The 12011-nt window shown below is 71.5% G+C and carries 14 protein-coding genes and 2 tRNA genes; 9 read left to right on the forward strand and 7 right to left on the reverse strand.

Annotated elements, in window-relative coordinates:
- Positions 1 to 9: 9 nt before the first annotated feature.
- The gene (locus RQG84_RS03690) at positions 10 to 783 is read right to left on the reverse strand and encodes an SDR family oxidoreductase (RefSeq protein ID WP_311208905.1); all 774 of its coding nucleotides are present in this window, start codon (positions 781 to 783) and stop codon (positions 10 to 12) included.
- 60 nt (positions 784 to 843) lie between these two features.
- Between RQG84_RS03690 and RQG84_RS03695 the strand changes: the two genes are divergently transcribed.
- Entirely contained in the window at positions 844 to 1635 is a 792-nt protein-coding gene (locus RQG84_RS03695; protein ID WP_311208906.1) for an SGNH/GDSL hydrolase family protein, read from the forward strand.
- A gap of 39 nt (positions 1636 to 1674) precedes the next feature.
- Here the strand turns inward: RQG84_RS03695 and RQG84_RS03700 are convergent, their stop codons facing one another.
- Together RQG84_RS03700 and RQG84_RS03705 are read right to left on the reverse strand one after the other, a co-directional pair.
- On the reverse strand, positions 1675 to 2508 hold the full coding sequence (locus RQG84_RS03700; protein WP_311208907.1) for an SDR family oxidoreductase: 834 nt from the start codon (positions 2506 to 2508) through the stop codon (positions 1675 to 1677).
- Positions 2487 to 3839, reverse strand: a complete 1353-nt coding sequence (locus tag RQG84_RS03705; protein ID WP_311208908.1) for a cytochrome P450 — start codon at positions 3837 to 3839, stop codon at positions 2487 to 2489. Before RQG84_RS03705 ends, RQG84_RS03700 begins: the two co-directional genes overlap by 22 nt.
- A gap of 81 nt (positions 3840 to 3920) precedes the next feature.
- Between RQG84_RS03705 and RQG84_RS03710 the strand changes: the two genes are divergently transcribed.
- A complete protein-coding gene (locus tag RQG84_RS03710) occupies positions 3921 to 4538 on the forward strand; it encodes a TetR/AcrR family transcriptional regulator (RefSeq protein WP_055963777.1) in 618 nt (205 codons plus the stop codon).
- Positions 4539 to 4581: 43 nt separating this feature from the next.
- Here RQG84_RS03710 and RQG84_RS03715 read toward each other — a convergent pair.
- The 3 genes from RQG84_RS03715 to RQG84_RS03725 form a co-directional block, all read right to left on the reverse strand.
- Positions 4582 to 4657: transfer RNA gene (locus tag RQG84_RS03715), tRNA-Phe, on the reverse strand.
- 89 nt (positions 4658 to 4746) lie between these two features.
- Complete coding sequence (locus RQG84_RS03720; protein WP_311208909.1) at positions 4747 to 5358, reverse strand: malonic semialdehyde reductase; 612 nt, start codon at positions 5356 to 5358, stop codon at positions 4747 to 4749.
- Between the two features lie 117 nt (positions 5359 to 5475).
- Positions 5476 to 5549, reverse strand: a tRNA-Asp gene (locus RQG84_RS03725).
- Between the two features lie 154 nt (positions 5550 to 5703).
- Here RQG84_RS03725 and RQG84_RS03730 point away from each other — a divergent pair.
- From RQG84_RS03730 to RQG84_RS03760, 7 genes are all read left to right on the forward strand, one after another.
- Positions 5704 to 6237, forward strand: coding sequence for a cysteine dioxygenase family protein (locus RQG84_RS03730; RefSeq protein WP_311208910.1), 534 nt, complete (start codon positions 5704 to 5706; stop codon positions 6235 to 6237).
- On the forward strand, positions 6234 to 6692 hold the full coding sequence (locus RQG84_RS03735; protein WP_311208911.1) for a rhodanese-like domain-containing protein: 459 nt from the start codon (positions 6234 to 6236) through the stop codon (positions 6690 to 6692). The genes RQG84_RS03730 and RQG84_RS03735 overlap by 4 nt, the downstream gene beginning before the upstream one ends.
- Positions 6689 to 7501: an ATP-binding cassette domain-containing protein gene (locus tag RQG84_RS03740; protein WP_311208912.1), complete on the forward strand. Its 813-nt coding sequence runs from the start codon at positions 6689 to 6691 to the stop codon at positions 7499 to 7501. The genes RQG84_RS03735 and RQG84_RS03740 overlap by 4 nt, the downstream gene beginning before the upstream one ends.
- Positions 7502 to 7531: 30 nt before the next feature.
- Entirely contained in the window at positions 7532 to 8212 is a 681-nt protein-coding gene (locus tag RQG84_RS03745) for an ABC transporter permease (protein WP_396135220.1), read from the forward strand.
- Positions 8209 to 8949, forward strand: coding sequence for an ABC transporter permease (locus tag RQG84_RS03750; protein WP_311208914.1), 741 nt, complete (start codon positions 8209 to 8211; stop codon positions 8947 to 8949). The genes RQG84_RS03745 and RQG84_RS03750 overlap by 4 nt, the downstream gene beginning before the upstream one ends.
- Positions 8950 to 8973: 24 nt before the next feature.
- Entirely contained in the window at positions 8974 to 9879 is a 906-nt protein-coding gene (locus RQG84_RS03755; protein ID WP_311208915.1) for an ABC transporter substrate-binding protein, read from the forward strand.
- A gap of 112 nt (positions 9880 to 9991) precedes the next feature.
- Positions 9992 to 10807, forward strand: coding sequence for an alpha/beta fold hydrolase (locus RQG84_RS03760; protein ID WP_311208916.1), 816 nt, complete (start codon positions 9992 to 9994; stop codon positions 10805 to 10807).
- Between the two features lie 8 nt (positions 10808 to 10815).
- On the opposite strand, the gene RQG84_RS03765 is transcribed toward RQG84_RS03760, so the two are convergent.
- Positions 10816 to 11994, reverse strand: a complete 1179-nt coding sequence (locus RQG84_RS03765; protein ID WP_311208917.1) for a DUF222 domain-containing protein — start codon at positions 11992 to 11994, stop codon at positions 10816 to 10818.
- Positions 11995 to 12011: the final 17 nt, after the last annotated feature.

Consider the following 12011-nt stretch of genomic DNA (forward strand, 5'->3'; position numbering starts at 1 on the left):
AGCGCTGCGTCAGAGACCGCGCGACAGGCCGCCGTCGACCGGGAGCATGACGCCGGTCAGGTAGCCCGACGCGGGGGAGAGCAGGAAGGCCGCGGCGCGACCGAACTCCTCGGGCCGGCCGTAGCGGCGCAGCGGGATGGCGGCGGCGGCGCGCTCGCGCGAGCCCGAGGCGTCGCCGGACAGTGCGTCCAGCTCCTGCACGCGCTCGGTGTCCACGCGCCCGGGCAGCAGTGCGTTCACGCGCACGTCGCGGGGGCCCAGCTCGTCGGACAGGTCCTTCGCCGCCATGGCCAGCCCGGGTCGGAGGCCGTTGGAGATGCCCAGCCCGGTGACGGGCATCTTCGCCGATGTCGACAGGACGAGCGCGATGGAGCCGCCCCGTCCCGGCTCGATCGCCTCGGCGACGGTGGTGGCGATGCGCAGGCCGCCGAGGAAGACGCTCTCGAAGGCGCCGCGCCACTCCGCGTCGGTGCGTCCCAGCACGGTGCCCGGAGGCGGGCCGCCCACGCTCACCAGGGCTCCGTGCAGACCGCCGAAGTGCTCCTGCGCGACGGCGACCAGTGCGGTGGCGGTGTCCTCGTGGGCGTTGTCGGCGGCGATGCCGACGGCCCCGCCGGGCCCGGCCGAGCCCAGCTCCCGCACGGCGGCGTCGACCGACTCCTGTGAGCGGGAGGAGAGCACGACGTTCGCGCCCTCGGCCACGAGCACCTCCGCCGTCGCGCGGCCCAGTCCGCGAGTTCCACCGGTGACGACGTACGTCCTGCCTGCCAGTCCGAGGTCCATGTCGTCAGCCTACGGCGGGCTCCGGTGACCGGCGTCTGGCGCGCCACCTAGCCTGTCCGGATGAGCTTCCAGAGGTACGTGGCCCTCGGCGACTCCTTCACCGAGGGCGTCGGCGACCCCGACCCGACCCGCCCCAACGGAGTGCGCGGGTGGGCCGACAGGGTGGCCGAGGTGCTCGACCGCAGTGCGGTCGACGGGGGAGGCGACGGCTTCGGCTACGTGAACCTCGCGATCCGCGGCCGCAAGCTGGCCGCCGTGCTCGACGAGCAGCTGGAGCCCGCCGTGGCGACCCGACCCGACCTCGTCTCGCTGTACGCAGGTGGCAACGACATCATGCGCCCGAAGGTCGACATCGACGCGCTCGTGTCCCGGTACGACGACGCGGTCGGGACGTTGGCGGGCACAGGGGCGACGGTCGTGCTGTTCACCGCGTTCGACCCTGCGGGCTTCCCCATCTTCTCCGCCGGCCGCGGCCGCTTCGCGATCTACAACGAGCTGGTGCGCGAGGTGGCCGACCGGCACGGCACGCGACTCGTCGACTTCTGGCGCATGCGTGAGTACCGCGACCCGCGGATGTGGGCCGTCGACCGGCTGCACATGTCGTCGGCCGGCCACCAGCGGATGGCCATCGCGGTGCTCGACGAGCTGGGCGTGCCGCACGACCTCGAGCCGCTGCGCCTCGTGGACCCGCCGGCACGGACGCCCCGAGAGGCCCGGGCCGACCACCTCGACTGGGCGCGCACACACGCCGCCCCGTGGGTGAAGCGCCGTCTCACGGGCACCTCGTCGGGCGACACCCTGTCGGCGCGCTACCCCGACCCCTCGCGACTCGGAGCACCGTCGTCCGAGTGACGGCGGGCCTCGGCCGATGACGCTCCGAGACGCGGGGACTCAGGAGTGGGCGGCGCGCTGCTCGTAGGCGTCGCGGGCGTCGTCGTCGGCGTCGGCCAGCACGCCGTCGGTTCCCAGGGCCCGACCGAGTGCGTCCTTCGCGCGACGCGGCAGCAGGTTGGCGCCGTAGTAGATCGCCTTGGCGTGCCGCGGCACCCAGGTCTCGAAGCGCGGCTTCTGCGCCACCGCCACCACGGTGTCGGCGACCTCCTCGGGGCGGCACGGACGCATGCCGCGCGTCGCCTGGATGCCGGAGCCCAGCTCGGTGGCGACCACGGTGGGCAGGATCGCCGAGACGTCGACGCCCTGGGGTGCGAGCTCGGTGCGCATCGCCTCGGTGAAGCCGACGACGGCGTACTTGCTCGCGCTGTAGGTGGCGCCGTGCGGCAGGGCGATGCGGCCGACGCCGGACGCCACGTTGACCACGTGGCCGCGACCTCGCGCGATCATCCCCGGCACGACGAGCTTGGTGCCGGTGATGACGCCGCGCAGGTTCACGTCGAGGATCCGGTCGGTGGCGTCGTCGGTCTCGTCCACGAGCGGGGAGATCGGCATGATGCCCGCGTTGTTGACGAGCACGTCCACCGGCCCGACCTCGGCCTCGGCGAACGCGACGAACGCGGCGAAGGACGCGCGGTCGCTCACGTCGAGGCGGTGGCCGACGGCGCCGCGACCGACGGAGCGCGCCGCCTTGTCGACCAGGTCGTCGTCGAGGTCGCCGAGGACCACGCGGGCCCCGGCCGCTGCGAACCGCTCGGCGGTGGCCAGACCGATGCCGCGCGCGGCGCCGGTGACGAGGACGGTGCTGCCGGTCAGCTGGTGCGTGCGTGCCATGTCGCTCCTTGGGGGAGGGGTGAGAGGTGGACGGGCTGTCCGTCCTTCGGGAACGGGAGGGAGAGGTAGCTCAGCGGAGCCCGGTAGTCGGGGTCGACGCTCCAGCGGTGGTGCCGCAGCAGGTGCACGAGGATCGAGCTCACCTCGGCGCCGGCGAAGAACAGGCCGAGGCACTTGTGCACCCCGCCGCCGAACGGGTCCCACGCGTGTCGGTGCGCCTTGTCCTCGCGGCGGTGCTCGGCGAAGCGCTCGGGGTCGAAGCGCTCCGGGTCCGGCCACAGCTCGGGCAGGTGGTGCGACAGGTGCATCATCACGACGACGAGCCGGTCGGCCGGGATGCGTCGGCCGAGCACCTCGGTCTCCTTCACGGTGCGCCGGGCGACCACGGGGACGGGCGGGACCAGCCGCAGCGCCTCCTTCATCACCAGCGGGATGTCGACGAGCGTGTCGAGGTCGTCGAGGGTCGGGTGCTCCGGGAGGGCCATCGCCTCGGCTCGGCAGCGCTCCTGCCACTCGGGGTGCTGGCCGAGCAGCTGGACCATGGTCGAGCTGGTGATGGTCGACGTGTCGTGCGCGGCCATGAGCAGGAAGATCATGTGGTTGACGACGTCGTCGTCGCTGAACGTGCTGCCGTCCTCGTCGCGCAGGCGGCACAGCACCGAGAACAGGTCGGTGCCGTCACCGTCGCGGCGGCCGGGCAGGTGGCGGGCGAAGAAGTCCTCGAGGAGTCGTCGTCCGCGCAGCGCCCGGCCCCAGCGGGTGAAGGGCACGTCGAGACGCACGAGGGCGGTCGCGGCCTGGACGCAGTCGATGAAGGCGGCGTTCACGCGGTCGAGCTCGCCGGGGTCGGTGGGCTCCACACCGCCCATGAACACCTCGGTGGCGACGTCGAGGGTGAGCGACTTGAGCGCCGGGTAGACCTGGACGTCAGGTCCGTGCTCCCAGGCGGCGATCGTCCGCCGGACCGGCTCCTGGAGGGCGGCGGTGTAGCCGGCGAGGTGGTCGCGCGTGAAGGCGGCCTGCATGATCCGGCGGTGGCGGTGGTGCTCCTCGAAGTCGAGCAGCATGAGCCCGCGGTCGAAGAACGGCCCCACCAGCCGTCCCCACCCGGGTCCGCTGGCGAAGGCCTTGTCGGCGTTGCGGAACGCTGCCTCGCAGGCGTCGGGGCCGAGCAGCACGGTCCACCGGTCGCCGATGAAGTCCATCTCGCTGACGGGGCCGTAGCGGTCGTGCTGGTCGCGCATCATCGCGAGCGGGTCGCGCACGTAGCGCAGCGTCTGCCCGACCCACGGGAGCCCGCGTCGGTACGGGGCGTCCATCGGCTGTGTCATGGGACCTCCAGGAGTGACCTGCATCACGGGTCATCCTGATTCAGGAAGGGCGTCCTGTCAATATCCGCGTATGATGTCGACATGGCGGTGAAGGCAGGGGTCTACGGCGGACGGACGCACGAGGAGCGACGGCGGGAGCGGCGCGAACGGCTGCTCGAGGCTGCCCTCGAGGTGTGGGGCACCGAGGCGGCCGGACCGGTGACGATGACCCGGGTGTGCACGACCGCCGGACTCTCCGAGCGCTACTTCTACGAGCAGTTCACGAACCTCGAGGCGGCGCTCACGGCGGTGCTCGAGGCGGTGGCCGCCGAGATCGCGTCCGCGTCGGTCTCGGCGCTCGAGCAGGCCGAGGGCGACGCCGAGCAGCGGGTGCGCGCCGGTCTCGCGGCCTTCGTGCGCATCCTGACCGACGACCCCCGCAAGGGACGCGTGGCGATGATCGAGTCGGTCGCGCTGCCGGCGCTGCGGGCACGCCGCGCCGAGCTGCTGCGCGACTTCGTGGCGCTCACCGCCCAGGAGTCGCGGTCGCTGCACGGGCCGAGCGCCTGGGACGAGCCCGAGGGCCGACTGGCCGCCACGATGTTCATCGGCGGGATCGCCCAGCTGGTGACCGACTGGCTCGAGGGTGCCGTCGAGGCGGAGCCCGACGACATCGTCGACGCGGCGGTGCACCTCTTCGAGGCCACCGCTCACCGCTGAGGGCGCACTCGTGCCTCCGGACGGGAGGACGAGGGAGTCGTGCTGGTGGTCAGGAGCGGGGTCGAACCGCTGACCTTCCGCTTTTCAGGCGGACGCTCTACCAACTGAGCTACCTGACCGTCGCCCGCGAACGGGCGACCGCCACCTTATCGCACCGGATCGGCGGACCTGAAACCGGTTTGGGTGGGTGCAGCAAGGGGGCCGGACGTCAGACGACGCGCACCGCGTCGTCGAACTCGATGCGCGGGAGGCGCTCCTGCCAGGCGTCCGGGCCGGGGTGGCCGAGGTTCACCACGAGCTGCGACCGCCAGCTCGTGCCGCCCAGGAAGTCACGGTCGACGCCGCCGCGGTCGAAGCCCGCCATGGGTCCGGCGGCCAGGCCGGTCGCGCGCACCCCCATGAGGAAGTAGGCGATCTGCAGGGCGGCGTTGAACTCGGCCTGCTGGAAGCGCATGGCCTCGTCGGCGTCGTACATGTCGCGGGCGCCGGGGAAGGGCGGGAAGAACTCCGGCAGGTGGTCGTGGAAGTCCGTGTCGGCCGCCAGGATCGCGACGAGTGGGGCTGTGGAGGTCTTGGCCTTGTTGCTGCCGCTCATGTGCTCGACGAGACGGGCGCGGGCGTCGGGGCTCTGCACGAGGACGATCCGCAGGGGCTGGTTGTTCATGGCCGTGGGGCCGAACTTGGTCAGCGCGTGGACGGCGCGGATCTCCTCGACCGTCACGGGCTCGTCGGTGAAGGTGTTCGCCGTGCGTGCCTCGCGGAACAGCGTGTCGAGGGCCGTGTCGTCGAGGACGTACTCACTCGTGGTCGTGGAAGTCATGGAACGTTCAACCATCGTGACTCCGCCGAGCATTCCGTCTGTGACGCACCGGACACCGGATCCGGAGCACGAAGAGGGCCCGCGCCTGATGGCGCGGGCCCTCTTCTCGTTCCTCTGCGACCCCGACCGGACTCGAACCGGCGACCTCCGCCGTGACAGGGCGGCGCGCTAACCAACTGCGCCACGGGGCCTTGCAGTGCGGCGTAACCGCGACGGTCACTCTATCCCATGGGGTCGGGCGACCACAAAACGGGGGCTCGCCTACCACCGCACGTCGGCACGCAGCGGGGCGTCCGCATGGCGGGACCGCGCCCGCCAACGGTCGCGGCGCGGTTCGATCGACCCATGAAGCCTCGCCGTCACCGCCGCGCACTGCCCCTCGCCCAGCTGGTCGAGCGCGCGACGTGTGCGGCCGACGAGGTCCGCGCCGAGCTGCACTCCGTGCACGCCGACCCCGACGAGCGCTGGCACGTGCGCCTGCACCACGACGACGACGTCGACGTGTGGCTGATCTCCTGGACCCAGGAGCAGGGCACCCAGCTGCACGGGCACGGCGGGTCGAGCGGTGCCTTCACCGTCGTCTCCGGTGAGCTCGAGGAGACGGTGTGGGACCCCGCCGTCCGCGAGGCCGACGGCGCCACCCGTTCGCGCGGGGACGTCGTCGCCTTCGGCCCCGGGTACGTGCACGACGTGCGCAACGTCCTCCCCGGCACGGCGGTCAGCGTCCACGTCTACTCCCCTCCGCTGGAACGGATGGACTTCTTCGACGTCGAGCCCGACGGCGACGGATCGGCTCGACTCGTCCGGCTCGCCCACGTCTGGACCGACGACCCGGAGATCGAGGCGCCCGCGCGGGATTCCCGGCAGGCCGCCTCGTGAGCGCGCTCGCGTCCGAGCCGCCCCGCCGGGCAGCACGCTTCGCCTCGGTCGACGCGCTGCTCGCCGACGCCCGCAGCCGGCTGGTCCGGGTGAGTCCTCACCAGGCGGCGCACCGCACGAGGGCCGGCGCCCGGCTCGTCGACATCCGCCCGCAGTGGCAGCGTGAGGCCGACGGCGTCGTGCCCGGCGCCCTCCACGTGGAGCGCAACCACCTCGAGTGGCGCCTGCACCCGGAGTCCGGGGCCAGCCTGGCCGAGGCCACGTGGGACGCCGAGTGGATCGTGCTCTGCACGGAGGGCTACACGTCCTCGCTCGCCGCCGCGGCGCTGCGATCGCTGGGCCTGGACGCCACCGACGTGGTCGGTGGGATCCACGCGTGGCGTTTGGCCGGGCTGCCCATGGGTACGGTTCCGATTGCCGATGTCGGTGCGGCCGGGAAGACTGTCGTCCCATGATCGAGTACCGGTCCGTCGGCAAGACCTTCCCCGACGGGACCCAGGCCGTCGCCTCCTTCGACCTCACCATCCCGTCGCGCACGACGACCGTGTTCGTCGGCTCGTCGGGGTGTGGCAAGACCACGCTGCTGCGCATGGTCAACCGCATGGTCGACCCGAGTGCCGGGCAGGTGCTCATCGACGACGTCGACGTCGCGACCTCCGAGCCGGTGCAGCTGCGCCGCAGCATCGGCTACGTCATGCAGCACGCCGGCCTCCTGCCGCACCGCAAGGTCGTCGACAACGTCGCCACCGTGCTGCGGCTCAACGGTGTCGGCAAGGTGGCCGCGCGCGAGCGGGCGCTGGAGGTGCTGCGCACGGTCGGTCTCGACGAGTCCCAGGCGCGCAAGTATCCCGGGCAGCTGTCCGGCGGGCAGCAGCAGCGCGTCGGCGTGGCGCGTGGGCTCGCGGCCGACCCCAACATCCTGCTCATGGACGAGCCGTTCGGTGCCGTCGATCCCATCGTCCGGCTCGAGCTTCAGGGTGAGCTGCGCCGACTGCAGCGCGACCTCGACAAGACCATCGTCTTCGTCACCCACGACATCGACGAGGCGTTCGCACTCGGCGACCAGGTCGTGATCCTCAAGAAGGGCGGCGAGATCGCGCAGGTCGGCGCACCGGCCGACATCCTCGCCGCGCCGGCCGACGACTTCGTCGCCAGCTTCGTCGGCCTCGACAAGGGGGGCCGGTCCCTGCGCGTGGAGGATCGTGACGGCCGCCGTGTCGTCGTCGACGCCTCGGGGCGCCCCGCCGGCGTGCTGGAGGACTGAGCCGTGGAGTGGGCGTGGCAGAACCGCGACATGGTGCTCGAGCTCTTCTGGGCCCACACCTGGCTGAGCCTGGTGCCGATCGTCATCGGCTTCGTCCTGGCCGTGCCCATCGGCTGGTACGCCAGCCGGCACCCGAGGCTGCGCGGCACGCTGCTCGGGGCGGGCAGCGTGCTCTACACGATCCCGTCGCTGGCCCTGTTCGTCACGCTGCCGGGCATCATCGGCACCGGCTTCCTCGACCCGCTCAACGTGGTCGTCGCGCTCAGCCTCTACGCCGTGGCCATCATGGTCCGCACGGCTGCCGACGCCTTCGAGTCGGTCTCCCCGGCGGTGCTCGACTCCGCCACCGCCACCGGCTACTCGTCGCGACAGCGGGGCTTCGGGGTGGAGCTGCCGCTCGCCGGTCCGGTGCTGCTGGCCGGGCTGCGCGTCGTGAGCGTCTCCACGATCAGCCTGGTGAGCGTCGGCGCGCTCATCGGTGTCTCCAACCTCGGGTCGCTGTTCACCAACGGCTACCGGCGTGACTTCCTCACCGAGATCATGGTCGGCCTGGTCGGCATCGTGGTGCTGGCGCTGGTCATCGACGCCCTCCTGGTGCTGGCCGGACGGGTGCTCATGCCGTGGGACCGTGGCAGCAACCGCCCGCAGGGCGGGTTCTGGCGGAGGCTCGCCAGCTCGCGGGCCGAGGCGCTGGCAGGAGGCAACGGATGAGTGTCGTCACCGACGCCGTCGACTGGCTCACCGACGGCGCGAACTGGTCCGGCGAGCGCGGCATCCCGAACCGGGTGGTCGAGCACCTCGGGTACACGAGCCTCACGATCGCGGTCGCCGCGGCGATCGCGGTCCCGCTGGGTCTCTACATCGGCCACACGGGCCGTTTCCGCGGGCTCGCGATCAGCGTCACCGGCGCCCTGCGCGCTCTGCCGACGCTGGGCGTGCTGACCGTCTTCACCCTGCTGCTCGGCATCGGCCTCGGCGCACCGATCCTGGCCCTCGTGGTCCTCGCCGTTCCGCCGCTGCTGGCCGGCGCCTACTCCGGTGTCGAGTCGGTCGATCCCCAGACGGTCGACGCCGCACGCGCTCAGGGCATGACGGAGTGGCAGATCCTCACCAAGGTCGAGGTCCCGCTGGGCCTGCCGCTCGTCGTCGGAGGCTTCCGGGCCGCCACGCTGCAGGTGGTGGCCACGGCCACGGTCGCCGCCTACGTCTCGCTCGGCGGGCTCGGCCGCTTCATCTTTGACGGCCAGGCCGTCCGCGACTACCCCCAGATGGTGGGCGGGTCCGTGGTGGTCGTCGTCCTGGCGCTCCTGCTCGACGGCCTGTTCGCCGGTGCGCAGGGTGCTGCCGCCCGAAGCGCCCGCCCGACGCGGGGCGCCGGCTCCTCGCACGATGACACCATCGAGACAGCCACCGCCCAGACCTCCACCACCCAGACTCCCACCACCTGAGCACGACCACCCCCTAGGAGAGACATGTCCGTGCACAAGATCGGGATCGGCGCCGCCCTCGCGGCTGCCGCCCTCACCCTCACCGCCTGCGGCGGTGACCCCACGGAGGCCGGCGCGTCCGACTCCGACACGATCGTCGTCGGCTCGGCCGACTTCACCGAGGCCGAGATCGTCGCCGAGATCTACGCCCAGGCCCTCGAGGCCAAGGACGTCAAGGTCGAGAAGAAGCTGCGCATCGGTGCGCGCGAGGCCTACATCCCCGCGCTCGAGGGTGGCGAGATCGACCTCATCCCCGAGTACACCGGCAACCTGCTGCTCTACTTCGACAAGGACGCCACGGCCACCGAGCCAGGTGCGGTCGAGGACGCGCTCGACGACGCGCTGCCGGACGAGCTCGAGACGCTCGAGCCCGCCCCGGCCGAGGACAAGGACTCCTACAACGTCACCCGGGAGCTCTCCGAGTCCGAGGGCATCACCTCGATCGGCGACCTCGCCAAGCTCGGCACGGTCAAGGTCGGCGCGAACCCCGAGTTCGAGACCCGGCCCTACGGCGTCCCCGGCCTGAAGAAGGTCTACGGCGCCAAGGACGTGGAGTTCACGCCCATCAGCGACGCCGGTGGACCGGCCACGATCAAGGCGCTCAAGGACGGTGACGTCGACGTCGCGAACATCTACTCGACGACGCCCTCGATCAAGGCCAACGACCTCGTGACCCTCGAGGACCCGGAGAACCTGATCGCGGCACAGAACATCATCCCGCTGATCAACGACGCGAAGTCCAGCGACGTGGTCGAGGACGCTCTCGACGCGGTCTCGGCCGAGCTGACGACCGAGGACCTCATCGAGCTCAACGGCCGTGTCGACGGCGACGAGAAGGCCTCGGCCGCCACCGTCGCCAAGGAGTGGTTGGAGGAGAAGGGCCTCATCTGATCGATCGGACCCGTGTCACGGCCCGGCACCCGCGTGGGTGCGGGGCCGTGGTGCGTCCGGCCTCGGTTCGGTGCGCCCCGGACGCGCCAGGGAGTGTGGCACCCTGTGACCCGTGCCACATGCTCACGTCAACGGGATCTCGTTCCACTACACCGACTCCGGCGAGCCGTCGCCCGGTGCGCCGACGCTGGTGATGGGCCACGGCCTGCTGTTCAGCGGCTGGATGTTCCACCCGCAGGTGGCGGCGCTGAGGGACCGCTACCGCTGCATCACGGTGGACTGGCGCGGACAGGGGGACACCCCGGCCGCAGCGGACCGCGCTGCCGACATGGACTCGCTCACGGGGGACCTGGTGTCGCTGCTCGACCACCTGGGCCTCGACGCGGTGCACTACGCCGGTCTGTCGATGGGCGGGTTCGTGGGCATGAGGCTCGCGGCCCGGCACCCGGACCGGGTGCTCTCGCTCGTGCTCCTCGACACCAGCGCCGGTCCCGAGGACCCCGAGAAGGTCGCCCAGTACCGCACCCTGGCGCGGGTCTACCGCTGGCTCGGCATGGGGCCGGTGCGCTCGAAGGTCGAGCCGATCATGTTCGGCCCGGACCTGCTGGGCTCGTCGCGGCGCGACGAGGTCGTCGGCCCGTGGATGGCGAAGCTGGCCACGGTCGACCGCCGAGGCATGCGCGCGGCGATCCTCGGGGTGACCGATCGCGACCCGATCGCTCCGGAGCTGGGCCGGATCGAGGCGCCGACCCTGGTGATCGTGGGGGAGGACGACGTGGCCACGCCGGTGGCCAAGGCCGAGGCGATCGTGGCCGGCATCGCCGCTGCTCGCCTCGAGGTCGTGCCGAAGGCGGGGCACTCGAGCACCATCGAGCAGCCCGAGGCCGTGACGGCGCTGATCGAGTCGTTCCTGGCCGACCAGGTCTGACGTCGGCGTCAGCCGGCTCGGGCGATGCGGATGTGTCGTCCGGTGCGGTGGGTGCGCAGGGTGCGGCCGATGTCGTGGGTGGTGGGGTCGATGGTGAAGTACCCCTGGTGCACGAGGGCATGGCACCGGGGACACAATCCGATCAGGTTGGCCAGGTCGGTGGTGCCGCCGTGGGACCAGTACTCGACGTGATGCACGTGCACGATGGGTCCCCAGCACCCGAGCCCGCCGCAGCGTCCGCCTTGGCGGGCGACGACGGCCTTGCGCTGGGCGGGGGTCGCGAGCCGTGCGGTGCGGCCGACATCCAGCACGGAGTGCTTGCCGGCGGTCAGGATCGGGGTGAGCGCGCTGTCGCAGAGCATCTGCTGGAGCTGGGCCGGGCCGATGGTCCCGAACCCGGCGAGGTCAGCGGTCGTGGTGTCGACGTCGTCGGCCAGGTCAGCCAGGTCGAGCGTCATGGAGACGTGGGGTCGGACTCCCTTGTCCTGCGGAAGTCCGGACTCGAGGATGCTGCTGAGCATCTGGTCGAGTGCGGTGACGCGGCGTTCGTTGACGGGTCGGTCGTCCTCGGCGCAGGTGGGTGCAGACAGGGACTGCAGGACGGTCTTGAGCTTGGCACCGGTGTCGAACGGCAGGAAACCGGTGACATGAAACCCCTCGCCGACGGCCGAGAGCTTGATGTCGTGCTTGGCCATGCCCTTGATCCAGGCCTCGTCGAGGTCGTCCGGGTGCGCAGCGTCGCGGAGCTTCTTGACCGCCTGGCGCATCTTCTTGGGCTCGGCCTTCGCCGCGAGGTCCAGCATCCAGTCCATCGAGACCTCCACGACCGCCGGGTCGATGTGACGACTCGCGTAGGTGAACGCATCCACATGATCGAGTGACACGGCGCCCGCGCTGGCCAGATCGGCGAGCTCGGGCATGTCGTTCAGCGTCCGCGCGGAGCGAGTGAGCTGGGCGGCGTCCTTGGTGTCGAGGTGCAGCTGGTCGCGCAGCCAGTTCTTCACGTTCGAGCAGCCCTCGGCCTCGTGGTCGCCGTGCTCGGCCATCTCGGCGACTAGCTCGACCTTCGCCGCATCGATCGAGTTCTGCACGACCTGCAGCAGCCGCAGCGCATCAGTGGTCGTGGGGTACTCACGCAACACACGCGCAGCAGTGGCGAGCTGCTCGGCGACGTGCTGCGTGGTCATGAGTCCAGGTTACCGAA

This window comes from Aeromicrobium sp. WCS2018Hpa-31 (genome assembly GCF_031843905.1).
In the GTDB taxonomy this organism is placed as follows: Bacteria; Actinomycetota; Actinomycetes; order Propionibacteriales; family Nocardioidaceae; genus Aeromicrobium.